The 21,174-nt window shown below is 37.9% G+C and carries 22 protein-coding genes; 5 read left to right on the top strand and 17 right to left on the bottom strand.

What is annotated here, in order from left to right; all coding sequences use genetic code 11:
- Window positions 1–53: 53 nt before the first annotated feature.
- The 4 genes from ACLKML_RS06540 to ACLKML_RS06525 all read right to left on the bottom strand — a co-directional run bounded on the left by ACLKML_RS06540 (window position 54) and on the right by ACLKML_RS06525 (window position 3,078).
- Window positions 54–398: a DUF3316 domain-containing protein gene (locus ACLKML_RS06540; RefSeq protein WP_413282910.1), complete on the bottom strand. Its 345-nt coding sequence runs from the start codon at window positions 396–398 to the stop codon at window positions 54–56.
- 201 nt (window positions 399–599) lie between these two features.
- Window positions 600–1,064, bottom strand: a complete 465-nt coding sequence (locus ACLKML_RS06535; RefSeq protein WP_413282909.1) for an ASCH domain-containing protein — start codon at window positions 1,062–1,064, stop codon at window positions 600–602.
- 126 nt (window positions 1,065–1,190) lie between these two features.
- The gene (locus tag ACLKML_RS06530) at window positions 1,191–2,483 is read right to left on the bottom strand and encodes a PAS domain-containing methyl-accepting chemotaxis protein (protein WP_413282908.1); all 1,293 of its coding nucleotides are present in this window, start codon (window positions 2,481–2,483) and stop codon (window positions 1,191–1,193) included.
- Between the two features lie 181 nt (window positions 2,484–2,664).
- On the bottom strand, window positions 2,665–3,078 hold the full coding sequence (locus ACLKML_RS06525) for a GNAT family N-acetyltransferase (RefSeq protein ID WP_413282907.1): 414 nt from the start codon (window positions 3,076–3,078) through the stop codon (window positions 2,665–2,667).
- Between the two features lie 335 nt (window positions 3,079–3,413).
- Here ACLKML_RS06525 and ACLKML_RS06520 point away from each other — a divergent pair, with 335 nt between their 5' ends.
- Complete coding sequence (locus tag ACLKML_RS06520) at window positions 3,414–4,646, top strand: EAL and HDOD domain-containing protein (protein ID WP_413282906.1); 1,233 nt, start codon at window positions 3,414–3,416, stop codon at window positions 4,644–4,646.
- A gap of 104 nt (window positions 4,647–4,750) precedes the next feature.
- Here the strand turns inward: ACLKML_RS06520 and ACLKML_RS06515 are convergent, their stop codons facing one another.
- The 4 genes from ACLKML_RS06515 to tnpA all read right to left on the bottom strand — a co-directional run bounded on the left by ACLKML_RS06515 (window position 4,751) and on the right by tnpA (window position 8,033).
- Window positions 4,751–6,223: a methyl-accepting chemotaxis protein gene (locus ACLKML_RS06515; RefSeq protein WP_413282905.1), complete on the bottom strand. Its 1,473-nt coding sequence runs from the start codon at window positions 6,221–6,223 to the stop codon at window positions 4,751–4,753.
- 2 nt (window positions 6,224–6,225) lie between these two features.
- Window positions 6,226–6,765 (bottom strand): PAS domain-containing protein, encoded by a 540-nt coding sequence (locus ACLKML_RS06510; RefSeq protein WP_413282904.1) that lies wholly within the window; start codon window positions 6,763–6,765, stop codon window positions 6,226–6,228.
- Window positions 6,766–6,979: 214 nt separating this feature from the next.
- Window positions 6,980–7,426 carry a GNAT family N-acetyltransferase gene (locus ACLKML_RS06505; RefSeq protein ID WP_413282903.1) on the bottom strand — a complete coding sequence of 149 codons (447 nt, stop codon included), beginning with the start codon at window positions 7,424–7,426 and terminating at the stop codon, window positions 6,980–6,982.
- Between the two features lie 178 nt (window positions 7,427–7,604).
- Window positions 7,605–8,033 (bottom strand): IS200/IS605 family transposase, encoded by a 429-nt coding sequence (gene tnpA / locus ACLKML_RS06500; RefSeq protein ID WP_413282902.1) that lies wholly within the window; start codon window positions 8,031–8,033, stop codon window positions 7,605–7,607.
- Between the two features lie 57 nt (window positions 8,034–8,090).
- On the opposite strand from tnpA, the gene ACLKML_RS06495 reads away from it, so the two are divergent.
- Both ACLKML_RS06495 and ACLKML_RS06490 read left to right on the top strand, forming a co-directional pair.
- Window positions 8,091–9,233 carry an RNA-guided endonuclease InsQ/TnpB family protein gene (locus ACLKML_RS06495; RefSeq protein WP_413282901.1) on the top strand — a complete coding sequence of 381 codons (1,143 nt, stop codon included), beginning with the start codon at window positions 8,091–8,093 and terminating at the stop codon, window positions 9,231–9,233.
- Window positions 9,234–9,688: 455 nt separating this feature from the next.
- Window positions 9,689–10,453, top strand: coding sequence for a PEP-CTERM sorting domain-containing protein (locus ACLKML_RS06490; RefSeq protein WP_413282900.1), 765 nt, complete (start codon window positions 9,689–9,691; stop codon window positions 10,451–10,453).
- Between the two features lie 122 nt (window positions 10,454–10,575).
- On the opposite strand, the gene ACLKML_RS06485 is transcribed toward ACLKML_RS06490, so the two are convergent.
- The 3 genes from ACLKML_RS06485 to ACLKML_RS06475 form a co-directional block, all read right to left on the bottom strand.
- Window positions 10,576–12,444 (bottom strand): methyl-accepting chemotaxis protein, encoded by a 1,869-nt coding sequence (locus ACLKML_RS06485; protein WP_413282899.1) that lies wholly within the window; start codon window positions 12,442–12,444, stop codon window positions 10,576–10,578.
- A 242-nt stretch (window positions 12,445–12,686) separates the two neighbouring features.
- Window positions 12,687–13,220, bottom strand: a complete 534-nt coding sequence (mog, locus tag ACLKML_RS06480; protein WP_413282898.1) for a molybdopterin adenylyltransferase — start codon at window positions 13,218–13,220, stop codon at window positions 12,687–12,689.
- 153 nt (window positions 13,221–13,373) lie between these two features.
- Complete coding sequence (locus tag ACLKML_RS06475) at window positions 13,374–14,576, bottom strand: MFS transporter (RefSeq protein WP_413282897.1); 1,203 nt, start codon at window positions 14,574–14,576, stop codon at window positions 13,374–13,376.
- Window positions 14,577–14,687: 111 nt separating this feature from the next.
- On the opposite strand from ACLKML_RS06475, the gene soxR reads away from it, so the two are divergent.
- Complete coding sequence (gene soxR / locus ACLKML_RS06470) at window positions 14,688–15,131, top strand: redox-sensitive transcriptional activator SoxR (protein WP_413282896.1); 444 nt, start codon at window positions 14,688–14,690, stop codon at window positions 15,129–15,131.
- A gap of 55 nt (window positions 15,132–15,186) precedes the next feature.
- Here soxR and ACLKML_RS06465 read toward each other — a convergent pair whose 3' ends face one another.
- Together ACLKML_RS06465 and ACLKML_RS06460 are read right to left on the bottom strand one after the other, a co-directional pair.
- On the bottom strand, window positions 15,187–15,879 hold the full coding sequence (locus ACLKML_RS06465; protein WP_413282895.1) for a pirin family protein: 693 nt from the start codon (window positions 15,877–15,879) through the stop codon (window positions 15,187–15,189).
- Window positions 15,880–15,965: 86 nt separating this feature from the next.
- Window positions 15,966–16,880, bottom strand: a complete 915-nt coding sequence (locus tag ACLKML_RS06460) for a LysR family transcriptional regulator (RefSeq protein WP_413282894.1) — start codon at window positions 16,878–16,880, stop codon at window positions 15,966–15,968.
- Between the two features lie 236 nt (window positions 16,881–17,116).
- On the opposite strand from ACLKML_RS06460, the gene ACLKML_RS06455 reads away from it, so the two are divergent.
- Entirely contained in the window at window positions 17,117–17,710 is a 594-nt protein-coding gene (locus ACLKML_RS06455) for an FMN-dependent NADH-azoreductase (protein WP_413282893.1), read from the top strand.
- A gap of 60 nt (window positions 17,711–17,770) precedes the next feature.
- On the opposite strand, the gene ACLKML_RS06450 is transcribed toward ACLKML_RS06455, so the two are convergent.
- From ACLKML_RS06450 to ACLKML_RS06435, 4 genes are all read right to left on the bottom strand, one after another.
- Window positions 17,771–18,349, bottom strand: a complete 579-nt coding sequence (locus ACLKML_RS06450; protein ID WP_413282892.1) for a DJ-1/PfpI family protein — start codon at window positions 18,347–18,349, stop codon at window positions 17,771–17,773.
- Window positions 18,350–18,446: 97 nt separating this feature from the next.
- Window positions 18,447–19,340: a GGDEF domain-containing protein gene (locus ACLKML_RS06445; protein ID WP_413282891.1), complete on the bottom strand. Its 894-nt coding sequence runs from the start codon at window positions 19,338–19,340 to the stop codon at window positions 18,447–18,449.
- Between the two features lie 246 nt (window positions 19,341–19,586).
- Window positions 19,587–19,967: a CoA-binding protein gene (locus tag ACLKML_RS06440; RefSeq protein WP_413282890.1), complete on the bottom strand. Its 381-nt coding sequence runs from the start codon at window positions 19,965–19,967 to the stop codon at window positions 19,587–19,589.
- A gap of 130 nt (window positions 19,968–20,097) precedes the next feature.
- Window positions 20,098–21,171: a 2Fe-2S iron-sulfur cluster-binding protein gene (locus tag ACLKML_RS06435; RefSeq protein ID WP_413282889.1), complete on the bottom strand. Its 1,074-nt coding sequence runs from the start codon at window positions 21,169–21,171 to the stop codon at window positions 20,098–20,100.
- Between the last annotated feature and the right edge of the window lie 3 nt (window positions 21,172–21,174).

Here is a 21,174-nt window from a genome sequence, read left to right as displayed (position 1 = left end):
ATCTGTACCACTGAAATTGGCAAAGATAAAAATATAGGTCAGACTCAACTCAATTAGTCATTGCTGCTGTCACGAGCATCAAAGTGATAATCAACATTTACGATAGCACGATAAGAAATTTCGCCACGCGTTTCTGAGAACTCTTTGATAGTAACAGCAGTATCATCAAGCGTAATGTTAGAAATAACATTCTGACCGATAGGTGCTAACTTAAAGCGTAGTTCAGAACCACTTGCAGTGTGCAATGCGTCAACATAATCGAAGCCAGCTTGATATGCTGCTGCTTTAGAGTTAAAGCTATCTGTATGTAGGTTTGCTTCGCTGTATACCGTTTGGTTGCCAGCAAATGCAGTTGTGCTAAGAAGAGCGGTAGCGGCTAGAATAGTTAATTTTTTCATTTTTTTACCCTTTAAAGTGTCTGTTAATAATGAGTGACAACTTGGTGGAGTAACCTCCGCTCTCACTCGATGGAAGGATTATTAACTATTCTGATGTGACTTACATCACATAAAAATGCAATTCATTATGGAATATTTAGCATCAATAAAATGAAAGTTTTTAAGACTTAGTGTTTATTACCCAAATAAAACCTTATTACTTCATTGGTAGACGACCTTGAATTGTTCCAAAACTAACAACATATCTTCGCTCGGTGCAATGCCTAATTCTTCGCATTCAAGGCTAAAAAAGCGCCAATGTGCTTCACGCCACCACTGCAACGATTTATCACCTTCACCTTCTTCAGCAGCAAACTGAGCCGTTACCTCGTCAAATTGACATAAACTAACAGAGGTTAACTCTATAATACAAATTGGTTTTCCATCCCAATTGGTCACAACTTGAAGGTGACCAATCTCTGGCATAATTTCACCTTCGTGACGATACCAATACGCCATACTACATGATGCCTTCTTTTCTCCGCGTAGGATTAAATCAGCACAAAGATTAGCATTGTGCTCATCAGCACAAAAATAATCGGCACTAAAAGAGGTGTATTGCTGTGCAAGGTTACTAGGCAATGAAGCCAAATATTCATCTAAATATAGCTGACTCGCTTGTTGCATAATTTTTAATCTCTATGAGTTAATCTGAAAAATACATACCCTAAACTTCGGCTTTCTGGTTGCTTAATACTCGTTGTTCAATGCCAAATACAAGCAATACACAGCGTCTTTAATTCTGATTTAAACTTAGGTCAAATTAGAAACCGACTTAGCAACATCTTTAGCACCTTGTTGTATATCTTCAATAAGAGAGGATACATTTTCTAATCTGTCATTAGTTTCTGTTGATGACTGACTAATCTTCTCCATCGACTGAGATATCTCATTAGTAAGAGATAAATTTTCCAATACCACTCGGCTAATTTCTTCTGTGGAATCTGAAGTACGAGAAGCTAGCACTCGTACTTCATCAGCAACAACTGCAAAACCTCGTCCATACTCACCGGCTCTCGCCGCCTCAATAGCTGCGTTTAATGCCAGGAGATTAGTTTGATCTGCAATGTTACCAATAACTTGAACGATATTTTCAATACTTCCAGATAACTCTTTTAATCGACTGATCAAGTGCTCAGAATTATCGATATCTTTAACCACATTTTTTGATAACTCTCTTGTTGAAGCAAGCGAAGATTGACCATCAGCGGCTACCTGAGCAGTTTCAATTGCGGTGCTGTAAGCGATAGAGGTTGCTTGTACCGTTGCTTCTTCTTTCATCACTTCGTTGGTAATATCGGAAGCAAATTTTACCACTTTATAAATTTCACCACGTTCATTCTCGATAGGCGTATAAGAGGCTTGAATCCAAACCTTATCACCATGGCGGCTTTTTCTTAGAAAACGACCAGTAAACGACTGACCAGATTGTAGTTTCTTCCAAAAATCTGGATTTTCTTTATAAAAATCATCAAAACAAAAAATTCGATGATGATGTGAGACAACTTGATCCTTTGAATAACCCAAAGCCTTTAAGAAAATATTATTTACATCTAGAACCGTACCATCTGGAGAAAATGAAATAGTCGCAAATGTTTGATCTAACGCTTCCAACAGTTCTCGATTAAGGATATTTTTTATATGAGCTTCGGTCACATCTGATGCAATTTTGACAATTTTTTCGATCTCGCCATTGACATACACTGGGCAATAGGTTGCTTCAATATAGACCTTTTTATTTCCTTTGGCGTAGCGAGAGAAAACTCCACCTTTCTTTATTCCGGAAGAAAGATCGCGCCAAAATCGCGTGTATTCAGCGGAGTTAACCAATTTTTTTGCACAAAATAGCGAATGATGTTTACCTTGAATTTCATCAATGGAATAACCCATTAGAGATAAAAATGGTTCACTCGCGTCCAAGACATTCCCTTTAGTATCAAACGAAATCATGGCTAAAGATTGGTTCAACGCATGAATAAGCTCTAAATTTGGATCAGGTATAATCTCGGCTTTTTTCTTATTGAAAAAGATAACAGACCTCCACATTGTGCTAAAAATAAAAATTATCGAATTAAATTGGCGTAATCAGTTAACACTGCCTTTAGCGGATTACATAACGATAGAAAACTTATCGGGTATTATACGGTCATTTGGGGTGATAGGATCATTGCAACACCTATCTTTTGGCTAACGATTAGATGGAAAATCCACGTAAGGGCATTTTTCTCTAACGCAACTCGCTCACATCCGACATCAACCAACAACTATTATGTTGCGTAAAACCTATTTTTGGATAGTATTCCGTTGCCTGTGGCGCTGATAACAATATTAATTTACAGCCGTCTTGTAAGGCACCAAAAGTATGCCGAATCAATTCTTTCCCAATGCCACTGGCTTGAACATTTTGAGATACAGCCAAATCAGATAGATAACAACAAAAGGAAAAATCGGTCACAGAACGTGCGACTCCAACTAGTCGCTCATCCACCCAGGCTGAAACTAATAGGTCGGCATTGCTCAACATGCTATTAATGCAATCTTTATCATCAAGTGGACGCCTAACACCTAATGTGGTTTGTTGCAGTAGCTCAACAAATTGCTCAGCAGTAATTGAACGGTTGACAAAATAATCAACTTGCACGATTTATAAACTCCTGAATAACAAAATAACTTAATTAGCATAAACTAATATTGTTTAGTACAATATGTTTTGCTGCATATTTGTAAACTGAACACTAACAGTACATTGACGCAACAAAGCATGAACAGTAACAAATTAAATGAAAAAGAGACGATAAACTAGTAATAACTGAACATTAATGACAAATTAAATGAAAAAGAGACGATAAACTAGTAATAACTGAACATTAATGACAAATAAGTCATTTGTATTGATTGAAGTCTAAAGATAAAAATTTTATAACAGTTATCATATAGTATTGTGAACACGCTATCTCTATGAGTAAACAAGCGATTATGAAGAAAAAAACAAACAAAAGCGCAGAAACTAACCAGTATACTTATACCGCTAGACAACCTATCGTTGATCGAAATATAAATATAATTGGTTACGAATTGTTGTATCGTAATAGCGTGAGAAATGCCTTTCCTGACATTGACTCAGATCTTGCAACTCGTCGTATCCTAATTGAGCAATTTATTACCCGACAGCAACAAATTCTGAATGGTAAATTAGGTTTCATCAATTTTGACAGTGTCTCACTACTCAAAAAAATTCCGCTTGATTTTGTAGAGCCCAACTTCATTATCGAAGTACTAGAGACCTGTGAACCTAATAAGGAACTTTTAGATACCTTAAAGGAACTTAAATCAATAGGCTATCAAATTGCACTTGATGACTTTGTGCCGGATGAAAGATGGCAAGTGTTTTACCCATTTATTGATATTATTAAGTTTGATTTGCAAGTTTATTCGCTAGACAAAGCAAAAGTTTTTGTTGAAAAACACCGCGAATTTGGTATCACATATATTGCCGAAAAAGTGGAAACCTATGAAGAATTTCACCTTGCTAAAGAAGCAGGGTTTGACTTGTTTCAAGGCTACTTTTTTAATAAACCAGAAATCATCACTAATAACAAAATCACCTCCTCTCTCAACACGAGTATACAACTCTGTAAAGCGATTGCAGATGAAGAAATAGATTTCAAACAGATAGAAGACATTATTTCTCAAGATGCGGTTTTTTCACTGCAATTATTAAATTTCGTTAACTCTAGCGCCCATATTAGTGCGCCGATTAACTCATTTCGCCAAGCTTTAGCTTACCTTGGTGCAAATCAGATAAGAAAATTTGTTTCCTATACTGCACTCTTGGCTATTAACCCTACAAAACCCAAACAGCTGTTTTATATGTCTCTACACAGAGCGAAGTTCTTTGAACTTTTACTTGCAAAAACATCATATAAAAAAATGGCCAATGAGGCTTATTTATGTGGTTTATTATCTCTTATCGATGGGATTTTAGACTGCGAATTGAACCAAATACTGGTTTCGCTGCATTTATCAAAAACAATTGAAAACGCCATATTACAAAGAGAAGGAGTACTTGGTTTACTGCTGATGCTGTCCGAAGCATTGGACAAAGCAGATTGGAGAGAAATGGCAGTAATCGAGAAAAAACTAAAAATAGACTACGGTATTATCATTGATTGTGAGTTCGATGCACATCTATGGCTCAACGATTGTTAATCGATACAATCGACACAAATTCGCATTAGTATATTTGCATTTCTACTATTAAAGGGCTAAGTCTAGCAAAACTAGCCCTTATTAGTTTTCGTTACTTGTAAACGTTAACTTTCTTTTTGATCTAATAACTCATTGATCTTACTCACTACACCTTTGCTTTCATCTTCTGCCAATTGCAGACAACCAACCAAATTTTTCAAGGTAGAATCATCGTTTAACCAATCATTCTTAACCAGTTCAACCGCTTTATGAATATTTGAATGTACCTTTTTATGATGTACTTCAAGCTTAGGATAAGCTGAATATTGACTAAAGCTAGTGTGGCCAGCGCCTTGATAGAACCAATCACCTAGACGACAATTAAAGTGGTCAACTTTAACAGCATCTGCTTCTGTTCCTTCCCCACCCTTTTCGATAGCAATATAAGCATTTTGCATATAGATCACATGATCAAGTTTAATCAAAGTGGCAAATGCTCGATCTTTAGTTTGATTCATCAAATCGATTGTTGTGGTTGATGAGTTTACAACTTGATCAAAGTTCTCATAAAAACTGTCTACTTTATTACCGATAATTTTTGTATTTTCACCGACCAGTAAAGTTTGAGAAACCATCTTTTCTATTTGCTCTGTCAAGTGGCTAATAATGTCATTAATTTCAGCTGAGGATATTCGAGTCCTATCAGCTAGATTACGTATTTCATCTGCTACAACTGCAAACCCTCTTCCTACCTCTCCCGCTCGAGCCGCTTCGATGGCCGCATTAAGTGCCAATAGGTTAGTTTGTTCTGCAATACCTGTAATTAATTTAATTGTGTCTGAAATTCTGACACTTTCTTTCCCTAGAATATGCGCTGTTTGCTCCATACTCTGCATTCTTTTATTCACTTCCACTAATGATTGGCGCAATTCTGCTGCGGACTCTCGGCTATTATTTGCGCCATCACGACTATCGCCAGCAATACTCAACACACCATCCATTTTATCTGATAATGAAGATAAATCTTGTTGGTTATTTTTTAAATTAGTTAACAGATTAGACGTGTTTACATGATGCAATTCACTCAATAAACGGTTTTGGCGAGAAAAAACATCCGCGTTGTGCATTCCCTCCAAAGCAATATTAACGTTATCCATCATCACACCAAACTCGCCTGGTAAACCTGCTTTTAAGCCTTTACGATAAAACTCTCTACGGCTAGCAGATTGAAAACTGTTTGATAGCTCTTTAAAGTTGGTTTCCACAATATCGAGAAAGTCATTCAATGCCCATGCAACATGACCAATTTCACCTAGCCCTTTGGTATTGGTAATTCTAATATGTGTATCACCTTCACAAGCAGAATCTAATACTTCTTTTAATCGATGCAGTGCTTGAATATAGGTTTTATGATCGTAATAAGCATAGATAGAAAAGAACACAGAGAGCACTAGCATTGATACCGAAAGATAATTAAATCCATAAATATAAGAATTAAAAAATACTAACGTCAAAATAACACTGATAAACACTAGACACACTAGCAGAAATTTCTTATTTATCAGGGGAATGCCTTTACTTACATTACTTGTTTTCATGATCATCCTTGTTCTTGGTTATTTTGATAAACCGATAACACTGCATGCTCATAGTTCATATCCATAGTGTCTTGCAGTTGTTGAGTTAGCCATTGCCATGAATGTTCCGCTACATTTGATGATTTGTTATTTTTTTCGAGAGCCAGCATTTGTTGATAGAAAGGCTCTATTGTGGCAACGGCCTGTTGAGAGGCTTTACGGCGAACCGAGTAATATCCAACCACGTTACCATCAAGATAATCAGGCGTAATATTGGCAAAAACCCAATAGTAGTTTCCATCTGCGGTAATATTTTTAACAAAGCCAAAAAATTCTCTCTCTGATTTGAGTGTTTTCCATAGCCCATAAAACACCCCTTTTGGCATATCTGGATGTCGAATAATATTGTGTGGGTTACCAAGAATTTTTTGTTCTGAAAAATTAGACACTTTCATAAATGTTCTATTAGCGTAAGTTATATTACCATTACGGTCAGTCTTGCTGACAATAAGCTCGTCAGTCATGAAGGTAATTTCCACCGGTGAGGTTGCGACTTTAATCATTAGAGTTCCTTGCGCTAATACTTAAATAAAAAAAGCTTAAATTAATAGAAGCTAAATATCGATGACGATTGATTTATTACTATTAACTATATAATCGGTCATTTTTGATTTTACTTGAGAAAAAAATATAGATTGTGCAAATTTCACAGCAGAACATGACTCCGATCTCATTCATTTGTCTCCTCAAAACCACTTAAGTAGTTTTGAGGCGGTCTTATTTCAAATTCAAAAAATAATGGTATATCCCTAATTCCTTTTCATATCCTAAAGACTCATACAAACATTGAGCCGTTATATTATCCGCGGCAGTCTCTAACACTAATCCTTTCACTTTATCATTAACAGCAAGTTCTCTGGCGGCATTCATTAACATTTTAGCTACCCCTTGCTTTCGTGCTTCTTCGACTACGTAAAGATCATTAAGAATCCAAGTTCTTGCTACTGAAACAGACGAAAAACTAGGATACAGTTGAGTAAAACCAACACTTTTATCGTTATTATCGATAGCCAAAAAAATGATTGACTGCTCATTCTCAACCCGAGCTTTAATAAATTCGCGTGCCACTGACAAATCACTTACTTGGCCATAAAAAACTCGATATGAATCGAAAAGAGGCGTAATTAGCTCTAAATTTTTTAAATTTACTTTTACTATTCTCATATAGATGATCCATTATTGAGTAGAAATACCGAATATTTTCAGATGAGAAACATCCGCTGTTAGCATTGATGATGCAGGAATACTTTAAGCAGCTCAACACCAACTAATCAGCTTAGCAATTTCGCCGTAAACCCTCGCCCAATAGAGCGGGGATATAAGGCGTAAAGTTCGTAGAACTTTAATCTGGTGGTGATTGGCTTTCGACATATGCCTTGAGTGTTTCGATTGTTGCCCCTCCTGCTGTACAGGCAAAATAAGAACGTGACCACAAAGCGACACTTTTGCTTTGCCTTGTAAGGTGTGTATTTTGCAGCCTCAACATTCTTGATGAAATGGATTTAAGGTTGTTCACCATGACGCTAACCGATAGTTTTGGTGGGTAGGTTATTAATAAATGAACATGATCCTGTTCGCCATGCATTTCTATCAATTCACACTCAAGCTTTACACAAGCGGACTCAAAAGCCTCTCTTAATTGCTCAATCATCACTCCAGTAAACAAATTACGTCGGTACTTGGTTGTGAACACCAAATGCACGACCAATTTGCTAACGCTATGTCTTTTTCTGAGGTAGCCATCTAGCTGACCATTATCAAACGCACTCACTTTACAACACCTTATTAGAGCAATATAATATAGTCACTCTACACATGAGCACTGAAAATGTTAAGAGCTACTAAAGTACGCATTTACCCTACGCAAGAACAAGCTGAGTTTTTAATAGCTCAGTTTGGCGCTGTGCGTTTTGCGTATAATAAAGCTCTGCACTTAAAGTCTCACATGTACCGCAAACATAGCGTAACACTGAATCCTAAAAAGGATATAAAGCCATTACTTTCCGTTGCCAAGAAATCACGAAAGTACCACTGGCTTAAACAATATGACTCGATTGCCTTACAGCAATCAGTCATTAATCTGCACTCTGCTTTTGATAACTTCTTTAATCCAAAATTAAGAGCTAAATACCCAAACTTTAAACGCAGACACGGCAAGCAATCTAGCTATCACTGTGTTGGTGTTAAGGTTCTTGATGGTGCGATTAAACTCCCCAAGGTGACCCCAGTTAAAGCCAACATCCATCGTGAGATCATTGGTAAGGTTAAAAGCATTACTCTCAGTTTGAGTAAAACAGGTAAGTTTTATGCGTCCATTCTTATGGATGATGGCGTTGAAACGCCTAGCTTGATTCACTCAATCGATAAAGTCACTGGTATTGATTTGGGGTTATCACACTTTGTTATTCAATCGAACGGTAAAAAAGAAGCTAACCCGCGATTCGTAAAGCGTGCTGAGAAGAATCTTAGACGTAAACAGAAGCAGCTGTCGCGCAAGGCCAAAGGTAGCGCAAACAGAGCTAAAGCTCGTTTGCTTGTAGCAAAATGCCACGAGAAGACAGCAAACGCTCGCGCTGATTTTCAACATAAACTATCTCGAACACTCGTAGACAAAAACCACGCTGTGATTGTAGAGACATTGAAATCGGCCAATATGATGAAAAACCGCAAACTAGCGAAACACATAGCAGATGCTTCATGGCATAGCTTTGTTGTTAAGTTGGAGTACAAGTTGAAAGAGCAAGGCAAACATTTTGTTAAACTCGACCAGTGGTACGCCAGCTCTAAAACATGCCACGGTTGCGGTCATAAAATGGAAGACATGCCCTTATCAGTTCGCAAGTGGGATTGCCCCTCTTGTGGTACAACAGATATAGATCGGGATCTAAATGCCGCTCTTAATATTCGTGATAAAGGTATTCTAGAATTAAAAGCGGCTGGACAGTCGTTTCTGCTTATGGAAGCCGCATAAGACTCGATACTATCAAGCACTGGCTAACGAAATAAGAAGCATCGCCCAACGGGCGGTGACTAGTCACTACACTTTTAATCTATATTTTTCACCGTATTAATCTTACGCAATCAAGTTATATACGGCATTCACCATCTAAATTGTCAAACTGTGACTACTTGTCAGGTTTTTTTACACTGTATAAATGACGTACTTAACCACTAAATCCATTAAAAATAAATAAAATATTTCTTTATATCAATATCTTACATCATCTTTACTATCAACAACCAATTTGGAACCAATATCGCATTAAAAATGTAACACTGAATGCCAGCATAAGTGTCAGTATTATTTACAATAAATTCAGATTACAATGTAAGTCATTGATTTATATGGACGGCATAAAATTTGCTTATATCACTCTAATCACAAGAAAGTGATACAAATAATACAATTATAAAGAGAGATAAAAAGTGAAAAAAAATCTATTTTCGGTTGCAACGTTAGCGTCTGTTTGTTTTATCGGTAGTGCTAACGCTGCACTAATTGATTTGTCGACATGGACTTCAGAAGGAAAAGGGACTTGGGATATCTCGGCAGATAACAATAGCGTCGTTCAAACCATCAACAGCTACCCAACCGTATTCTTTAATGGTGAAGATAGCCAAAATCAACAGCTATCAGGTGAAATTACGGTTAATACATCAGGTGATGATGACTTCATCGGTTTTGTACTTGGTTATAACACTGGTGACCTAAATAACGACGCTGCTGATTACCTGCTAATCGATTGGAGACAAGCGGAGCAGAATACTGCTGAAGCGGGCCTTGCTATTTCACGAGTAACTGGCGCATTTACTGCTCCATCGGCATCGTCAGAAATTGTAAACTCGGACTTCTGGACTCACGTTGATGGAGGTATTGTTGAGGAGCTTGCTCGAGCAACAAATTTAGGTTTAACAGGTTGGTCAGACTACACTACCTACTCATTTGACTTACTGTTTACCTCTTCATTAATTGAAGTCTACGTAAATGATATATTGGAACTGAGTGTTAGTGGCTCTTTCAGCGACGGCTCGTTCGGTTTCTATAACCTTAGTCAAGATAATACTATTTATTCAAGCGTTACCCAACAAGCTGTATCAACCACTGAAATTCCAGAGCCAAGTTCATTAGCTATTTTTGCGGTAGGGTTATTAGGCTTTGCTGGTTACCGTAAGCGTAACGTAAAAAAATAAGCCAAAATAATATATCTTAACTATTTGGTTATTAAAATATTAAAGCACGAACGGTGTAAATTTATGATTTACGGTTCGTGCTTTTTTATGCTTAAAGACTGTAATTTTAATTATGGGCTATTCTAAACGGTAAATTTGTCTAAAATTGCACTCTGCTGTTTGATATTTCCAACTTGTTCCTGCATGGCTAAATTAGCTTGTCCTGCCCCATTAGATACCTCTAGTGAAAGATCTTTAATTTTTAACGTATTGGTATTAATTTCTTCAGATACTAAGCTTTGTTCTTCCGCGGCAGATGCTATTTGTAAGTTAAGATCCGATATTTGTTGAATCGCATTGCGAATATTTTGCAATGCCTCATCGGCTTCCTGAGCTTTAGAAACGGTATTGTCAGCGCTAGATTTACTTTGATTCATAGCTGCAGCAACAGACGTCGTTCCATTCTGAAGATGTTCAATCATTGAATGGATTTCAGTAGTCGATTCTTGCGTTCTTTGAGCAAGAGAACGAACCTCATCGGCTACTACTGCAAATCCACGTCCTTGCTCACCAGCCCTCGCGGCTTCAATCGCAGCATTTAACGCTAATAGATTAGTCTGATCAGCAATATCATTAATCACTTGTAGAACCGTTTCTATACTGCTTGTAGCATCTTCAAGAACTTTAACTTCCGTCACCGCCAAATCAATTTTATCCGATAGTTGATCAATAGCTTGCGTCGTTAAGCTGACTTCTTGTACGCCTTTTTGCGTAGCCTCATCGGCGTCTTTCGCGATAGACGCTGCGCTCTGAGCATTGCCAGCAACATCATTAGACGTAGCCGTCATTTCATTCATTGCAGTGGCTAGTTGCTCTAATTCTTCTAGCTGTTCTGTCATTGCACCTGACGACTGTTCTGCATTTTTTGCCGTTTGGGATACACCTTGCATAACATTACTACTAATATTTTTTAATTGCGTAATTTGCCCATGCAAAATGTCAGTAAACTGGTTGAAATTTTCTGCAAGTTCAGAAAACTCTGGATCGGTATTGGTATCTAAGCGTTTTGTAAGGTCGCCTTGACCTGATGCAACATCCTTAATAGCCATATTTAATGTCCTGAGTGGTGCCATCAACTTAGTGATACTGATGAGCAATACTATTGTGGACACAATAACGGCAATGAATGTGTACATGATCGACGAATTTTGCACATTATCAACGGTTTTCATAGCAATATCAAAATCAACTTTTGCCCCAACATACCAATCACTTCCGGCTATTCTCACAAAATCAAAACCGTATTCTTTACCCTCAATCGTGACTTTTTGTCTTCCTTCTTTTATCTGGACATCAGGCTCATAAGACGAAAATAATTTACCATTTTTATCCTGATCTGGATGGGCAATAGTTGTACCTTTAGTATCTATAATAAATAACTGTCCGGCATCAAATAGCTCAACTCGATTGACTATATCGGCTAAGCTAGCAAGACTGACATCATAAAATGTCGCACCAATAAATTTATTATTATCAGTAATGGGTGTAGCCAAAGAAATAACAATCTCTTTGGTAACAGAGTCTGCGTATGGTGCCGTGACTATCAAATCATTTTTTACTTTGGCGTCTTTATACCATGGACGGGTGCGAGCATCCCATGTGGGACCCGGATCCCAACTAATATCAGATGTAAATGCTTTACCATCCGTTTCCATACCTCCACCAACTAAAAGAAATGCTTCAGCTAATGCTGGTTGCTGAAGCACATTTTGTATTTCTTCTGTGGTTGGATCACTATTAATTAAATCAGAAATATAACGTGCAAGTTTTTTCTTACCCTCTAGTTCTGCAGCAACATTATTTGAAACGCTACCGACAATATCATCTATGCTGCTTGTTATCGTACTGTTTAGTTCATCATTCACTGTAACATGTTGTTTAAAAGAGAGAAGTGAAATTGTTATTAACAATAATACTGAAGAGACAGTAACTATTTTGTGGCTAAATTTCATAGTAATTCCTTCAAATATCCAGCATTTCCCCTGAGATAAAAGGGGGCCTGGTAAAATATTTATATAGTTTTATTCACACTAATGAACAAAAATTTTCCACTCTAAAACATACTCACTATGCTTTGGGTCATTTTGTATTAATGCTATTTTATCGACCAATGAAACTAAATCATGAGTGTTTGATATAAAAATTGAGAGAGGCGACGTAAGAGGTCAAACGTTGACCTCCTTAAAATGAACAGTCATTTCTGTTTCGGACGAAACGGCTTAATCACATCTTCGTTACAGACTAAGAACGGTCCTTCCATTAGATCGATACAATAAGGTATAGCAGGAAAAACAGCACCTAAACATTCACGGATAGATTTAGGCTTACCCGGTAAATTCACAATTAAGGTATCGGCACGAAGACCAGCTGTTTGACGTGACAAAATAGCGGTTGGAACAAATTTTAGCGATTCAGCACGCATCAGTTCACCAAAGCCTGGCATCATACGGTCACACACTGCTTCTGTCGCTTCTGGGGTAACATCACGCTTTGCCGGTCCCGTTCCTCCCGTCGTCACGATCAAGCTGCAATTCTGCTCATCCGCCATATTAATTAAAGTCGCTTCGATAATATCTTGCTCATCTGGGATCACTTGATATATCGGTTCCCAGTCAGACACCAAATACATATTTAAAGTGTCAATTATTGCTTGGCCAGAAAGATCGTCATACACACCTGCACTTGCTCGGTCACTAACCGTAACAATACCAATTTTAGCTTTAGTCATTTATTGTCTCTTAAATTGAATGGTTGCTCACACCAAGTTTAAAGAATTAAAGCCCGTAGGTCTTGTTTTTTACAGAATTATTCTCGGTAGGTTTTATTAAACAATTAATAATATTGTTATGACAACCATAGCTGCTAACAACCACAAACTGGTTTAAGCTATTTCCATTATAAGCCCAGTCTGTTTATTTAAGTGCAGCATTAAAATGACGGCACAAACCATAACGCCTGCCGCAAGAAGAAAACCAAGTTGAGTAATATCGTAATAACTTAAACCAGCAATCGCCACATAACTGATACTTTGCGCCAACGTAGCAAACATCTGCAATCCACCATCCGCTCGACCACGTTGATCAATACTTATACTGTGGTGCATCAGGTTTGTGCGTGCAATTCGATTTAACGCATTAAATGTGCCAAAGAACAAAGTGAACAAAAGTAATAAATGAGGGAGAAAAGATACACTCATCCCTATAAGCATGATTGAAGCCGACCCCATGGAAACAATCATGATAATTCGATATGAAGCTAACTTAAGTAATTTTTGTACAAATAAACCCGTGACTAATGATCCCATCCCAAAAGCGATATTATAACCAGCAAACCATTCACCTGAGATTTCTGCCTCTGAAAACCAAATTGGAACCAACTTAGTCAGAAAAGTTAATACTGGATAGCTCAATGCAGACAACATAAGAAAAGCATAAAAATGAGGCCGCTGAGTAAAAATCTGTTTGCTTTCCTTCATCTGTGCCACAAAATTAACCGAACTTACCGTAGCTAATTTTCGGCGATAAGGTGTCAATAAGTAGCTAAGACTCGCAATTAACGAAGCAAATGCAGCGAAACAGGAAAAACCAACCATACTCCAAATATCAAGTAGCACAACACCTAATGCCCCAGCACCTAGCGTGGTTGCCTGCATAATTATCTCTTGTTTGCCAGAAATCGCCGCATATTCATCCTGTTCAAAGTTTTCTTGGGTAAAAGCATTATTAGTAGACCATGCCAAATTGCTCGATGTCCAAAAAATTAACTGAACCGCGGCAAGAACCCATTCAGATCCATATCCAAAACCATAAAACAGAGCAGTTATAGCCGCAACGCTCGCTTGTATACACTGAACCCAAACTAATATTTTTTTTCTCGAGCAGCGGTCAATAAAGGTTGAAAATAGTGGTGTCATGACAAAAGAAATAGCGGTACAACCAAGAGCAACCATGGCAACAAACCCACCCATATTGGGTGTTTCGAGCATGATCCAAGGCAATGCCATCATAAACAACCCTGATGAAATTCCATCAAAGAATCGACCGGTTAAATAATACCGAGTGCTGGTTTTTGCTTGTAACTGCATTTTCTAGTTCCATCTACTTTATATTTAATGCTAGGTTAATACCTCAAGTTAACTTTAGGTAAAGCACTTTTTTACAAATAGAAAGAAAAACCAAACAAACTGGAGTACAACATGGAAATGACGGTAGGTGAAGTAGCAAAAAGATCAGGTGTGAAGGTTTCTACCTTACATTTTTATGAACAAAAGGGACTTATCTCTAGCTGGAGAAATCAAGGTAATCAGCGTCGATATCACAGAAATGTGTTACGTAGAATCGCCGTCATTAAAGCGGCACAAATGGTTGGCCTTACACTAGAAGAAATAGCCTTATCTCTGGCGGACTTACCAGAGCATCAGGCTCCAAATCGTCAACATTGGCAACAAATGGCATCAAATTGGAGTGCTATGCTCGATCACCGTATTCAGCAATTACAAGCATTAAAAGACGATCTCGGTGGGTGTATTGGCTGCGGGTGTCTATCTATGGACTCTTGTGCTATCTATAATCCACAGGACATTCGCGCCAAAACTTATGCTGAAAAGACCTTACTTTCTCATCCTGAAGAATTCAAATAGACTTCTTATATGGCGCGATATAAAGTCCGAGTTATTATTGATTTACACTATTGATTTACACTAAAGGTAAATCAAACCAAAGCGCTTCAATAGAGGTATCAGCTTTCACCACCAGTGTCTTATCAGGTTCAATAGTAAAGGCATCACCTTGGTTAAATACCTGTTCGTCAACCATAATTTGTCCTTTAATAAGATGTAAATAGCCCATACCTAATTCAGAACATAACCTGATATTTTGGTTTTTCTCTAAAACTAAACGAGAAATCATTACGTTCTGATTAATCGATAGTGAGCCGTCGTCACCATTTTGGCTGACCAGCAAAGTCAAATTGTCTTTTTTAGGAAAACTTTTCTGCTCATAACTGGGTTCAATGCCGCTAACATTCGGTTCAATCCAAATCTGAAGAAATTTCACTTTATCTGTATTTGAAGCATTAAATTCAGAATGGGTGACGCCTCGACCAGCGCTCATTCGTTGCACGTCTCCAGCAGGCACTACGTAACTATTTCCTGTGCTATCTTTATGCTGTAACGTCCCCTCAATAACATAAGATAGGATTTCCATGTCATTGTGGCCGTGCTCACCAAATCCTTTACCCGGCATCACCGTATCGTCATTAATAACGCGTAAAACAGATACGCCAACATGGCTCGGATCATAATAACTGCCAAATGAAAAACTGTGTTTACTCTGTAACCAACCGAAATCCACAACGCCTCTGTCTTGTGCTTTTCTAATATATTTCATAAGTAAATCCCTCCAATTAAGTTGATGGGATTAATGCTAATCTTTCTTTTGAACCGTTAAAATTAGTTAATTTCGAGTTTATTATTCTATAAATTAGAATGTTCTTCAGATGAGTCATGGCAGAGCGTTGTTAGTTCTGCTAAAAAGTATCGAGCAACCGGGCCCAAACTATCTTCATCTTTGAACGTTAAATAAACTTGTGCCATACGTTCACTATTGGTACCGAGTTGCAGCGATTGAAGATCGCCATTTTTTAATTGCTCTTCAATCAAACTCAGCGGTAGCCACGCGAATCCTAACCCTTTGGTAATAATGTCTATAGAGCTTTGCATGTGACTAACGGTCCAACGTTGATTCGCTTCAAGCCAGCCATCGCTAGCCCTCTCTTTTTTATTCAACTGAGACGAGTCTCTTACGACTATTTGTCGATAGCTTTTCAAATCTTCCAAAGTCAGAGTTCGACCAAGACTATGCAAAGGATGAAGCGGACTAGCAACAGCGGCAAATTTAATGCGATAAAGGCCTTGGGATACGCCACCCTCTAACGGTTTTCCACAGATCGCTATTTCAGCATCACCATGCTCAAGCATCTCATTTGCTCCACTTAATATGGACTCAAATAATTCAATTTGCACCAATGGAAATTTTGTCGAAACCTGTTCTAGCGCTTTATAAAGCAGTTGACGAGGAAACACCTCATCAACTGCAATTTTCAAATGAGTTTCAATACCTTGACTTAAGGTGATACCAATATCTTCAACATTTTTGGCTTCTTCAAGTAAATAACTGGAACGCCTAAGGATCATTTTACCGGCTTCGGTTAGGACCGTTTTTCGTCCTTCAATCGAAAATAATTTAATACCTAGAGACTCTTCAATTTTACTCACTGCATGATGAATACTCGATTGGCTTTTGTGCACTTGCTGAGAGGCTTGATTAAAACCACCATATTTTACGACAGCATGGAACATACGCCATTGCTCTAAAGATATTCGTAGCATTATTTCCTCACTTCAATACGTTATCGTTTTATAACGACATGATTATTAATGGCAACTGAAAAGATGAATGGAAACAAACATCATAGTAAATCTTGAACCTCTCTCAATTTAACATAGAACATTCGATTTAATAGAATGATTCATACTAAATTAAGATATTTTCATCTGGGCTGTTTTACTCAATAATACCGTCATTACGTTAAGCCAATTCATTGAAATTGTTAGGAGTTATTAGTATGAGCAACATTTTAGTCATTAAATCATCTTTAAATGGTAATCAAGGCCAGTCCAATATTCTTGCGCAAACGTTAGTCTCTAAACTTGCAACAGAAGCACCGGTTAATATTGTTGAACGTGATTTAGCACAAAATACTTTACCTCATTTAACTCAGCCGGAAATGACAGCATGGATGACGGAAGCAAAAGATCGCACTCAAGAGCAAGCGGATTTAGCAGCCATTTCTGACAATTTAATCGACGAATTAAAGCTCAGTGACACGCTTGTGATTGCTATGCCGATGTATAACTTTGGTATCCCTTCGACTTTTAAGGCATGGATAGATAGGGTAGCCAGAGCAGGCGTGACATTTCGTTACACCGAAACGGAGCCCGTTGGTTTAATGGAAAACAAAAAGGCGATTGTGCTCGCGGCACGAGGCGGAATTTACCAAGATACCGCTCATGATTCGCAAACTCAGTATTTAAAAGACGTGCTGGCTTTTATTGGCATTACTGACGTAACATTTATTTACGCAGAGGGGCTCAATATGCCAGGACGAGAGCAACGTTTTGCAGCTGCTGAAAAAGAGATAGATGGTATCGCGCTTTAATTGATTAAAATAGTTAAAGGGTCAGATAAAAACAAGGCTGGCCCTTTTGATAACAGAACTTTATACGGTGTCCTGCCAATGATATTCCATTTGTCTAGCCACTGTTTTGGCCAATGATAAACTGTGGAGTTGTGAAACCATGTGTAAACTCATATCTATGCCTGCTGATATTCCACCGGATGTGGTGTATTTTTCACAATCAACCCATCGCTTATCGTCAATGACATCTAAATTAGGAAAGGACGTGATTAAATCCGGTATATCTTCCCAATGAGTGGTTACCGATAAGCCATCAATTAATCCTGCATTTGCAAGCAAAAATACACCAGTACAAACAGAAACAACGCGATTGGCTTTTTGATCAACCGACGTTAACCAATTAAGAACCTGGGTCTTATTCATCTCTTCGGTATGAACCCCACCCACAACAACTAGAACATCGATACACGGATGATTCTCGAATGAGTAATGAGGTAGTACTTTAAAGCCTCCTCGAGCGCTAACAGGTTCTGTTGTCTCAGCCACTAGAAACACATTCCAATCATGAGTGACCAATCGTTTGGCAGTACTAAACACTTCAAACGGCCCCGAAAAATCTAGCACTTCAGCGTCTTTATAAATGTAGATACCTATATTCATTGTGCTACCTTGTACTGATATTGATTAAAAAATAATCGTATTTTTTAATTGGCTTTCTATCATCCACTCACTAACATTCAATTATAATCTATAAAAATCAATAACTTGAACATATATTTTTTCCTGCTTTTTTGGATTGATATAACGCGAGATCAGCTCTATGGTAAATTTGTTCGATACTCGTATCACTATCTTCAAACTGACTCACGCCTATACTAAGAGAAATCCCTATATCGGAAGAAGTTGAAACTAGAAGCTGGTTTAATCGTTCCCCCAAAGCTAATGAAGCTTCGATTGTACGTCTATAAATTATACCAAATTCGTCTCCACCAATACGTCCAAAGATATCATTCGCTCCAATCTCCAGATTGCACAACTTAGCAAGCCGACGTATGACTCTATCGCCAGCTTGGTGGCCGAATTCGTCATTAATTTGCTTAAAATCATCAATATCAAGCAGCAGAAAACTAATATTTTCTTTATCTGTTTGAAAATCCTCAAACGCCTCGTCGATACATTTAAACAATTTTCTTCGATTGAACGCATTAGAAACAGGATCAACTTCTGCCTGATAAACTAATTTCTGCTCCAACTGATAACGCTTGGTTATATTTCGTGCCACCCAAACAACAGCACGTTCACCGTATCGTAGAGATTTTAGCGGAGTGACTCGGCCTTCAAAGCGCAACTCTCCTATAGGACCAGAGCTGGACCGAATACTCTCAACATCGCTAGCCGCGAGTGAATATTCAAAAATCATTAATTTGTTCGCTGAAAGCGTCTGTTTAATCCTGTCAATAAACCAAGCGGCTTTTGAAAGAGGTAACACATCCATTAGTTTCGAATCTTCTAGCGAAGATCCATCATGATACTGCTCGGCACTTTTTCCTCCTAGCACCGCAGCATAACGCCCAGATTCAGTGAGAATAAAAACTAAATCAGGTAAGGAGGCGATAATCGTTTCATATTCTTCTAGTTTACTTTCTTCCATAAAAGCTAATCTCACAATAACCATGGTATTTATAATACGGCCACATTCTACAATGTCGCTACAGCAAAAACTCAAATGACTAACGAGTCTATAACATTACCATAACTTTTTCGAAGTTATATTTAGTCATAGACTTATATAAATATGAGATTAGGGTGAAACGATAGGTAGCAGCTAAATGTTATTGTGAGCACATCAAGATGAAACGGGAATAGCCAAAGGTGATATTGAAATCTTTACTTAGGGCTAAAACTGATCATTATCGAGCATGACTAGTGTACACCCTTGCACCACTTCTATTCCTTGCTTAGTTGCTCTATCAATCAAATTTGGATTCTCTGTACCAGGATTGGTAATGATACGTTTTGGTGATAATGCCAATATTTGTTCTATCATCGGTTCTAAACGTTCAATTCCAATATATAGAGTCAAGGTATGCACCTCGTTCGTTACCTTATCTAACTGATCAACCAATTCAATATCGGTTAGCGACAAGTTTTTAGGGGACACTCCAACTTGATTAATAAAGCCATTATCGAGTAGCTTTTGATGTGCTTTGAAGCTGTAGCGTTCTGGCTTATCGGATATACCTAAAATTACGATTCTTTCGTTCACTTTGGTTTTCATTTTACTGCTCCCCTATTATTGTCTTACGCCTACTTAATAACTTACGCTTTTTATCAAACATTGATACCGATACGATCTCAATTTGACCCACCCGAATGTAAACGACTAACGCTTAAACTAACAGGCACACTTAATTTAAACTGATTTCTAGATCTGATTTGATTTTACATGAACAAGCTAGAACAAATCCTTGATCCACTTCTTGGTCGGTCAATGTTTCTGTACTGGTGCGCTCTACTTCTCCTACTTTAACCTTACACTTACATGAACCACAAATCCCGCTACGGCAAGCTGCAATAACCGGCACTCCGGCCTGTTCTAGTGCATCAATAAGTATGGAATCAACCTCAACATCCACTTGAGCCGCAAATGTAGGGACAGACACCGAAACCGATCCAGTGACTAATTTACTACTATTGATTAACTCCGTATCAAGCGCATATGGTTCATTCTCTGGTACAACATTTTTTGCTTCTGGCGTAAAACTCTCCTCAAAAAACTGAGTCATATCAAAATCAAGTTGCTCAAGATAGCAACGCGCATCCTGCATAAATCCAACAGGCCCACACAAATAAACCGTACGTTGTAAAACGTCTGGGCAAAGTTTTTCTAACCATTGTTGATCAAAACGTCCCTGTTGATAGGAACTCCCCTTGCTGTCTTTCAACAACAGTTTTAAATGAAAATTTTTGTGTTGTTGGGCGATAGCTTCAAGCTCAGAAAAATAGATCGTATTTTCTGTATTTTTCGCTTGATGGATAAAATCGATATCAATATCAATGTTGTTTGACAACCATTGTTTCACCATTGAAATTACCGGTGTTATGCCGCACCCGGCACTGAGCATCAGAACTTTTTTGCTTGGTGCGCAATCAATACTGTTAAAACTTCCTGCCGGTTTTAAAGCGGTAACTTGGTCGCCAACCGCTAATTGGTCAACGATATAATTTGAAACCAATCCTTTATTGACTCGTTTTACCGTCATCTTTAATTGATTGTGCATTGGTAAAGAACTAATCGAATAAGCACGATAGACGGTTTTATCCGACAACGAAAAACCCAGTGTGACAAATTGACCCGGTTTAAAATCGAATAGTGTGTCGCGGTTTATACTTGCTAGAGAAAAGCTAATAGTGTCTGGAGTTTCATTCCATTTATCAGTACAAATAAGGTCTATCGCATCGCTATGCTGCCAAGCTAACATTCC

It is taken from the genome of Vibrio sp. MA40-2, assembly GCF_047302445.1.
Taxonomy (GTDB): Bacteria; Pseudomonadota; Gammaproteobacteria; order Enterobacterales; family Vibrionaceae; genus Vibrio.
Note: the sequence above shows the minus strand (reverse complement) of the source record. Positions and strands in the feature narration are given on the sequence as shown.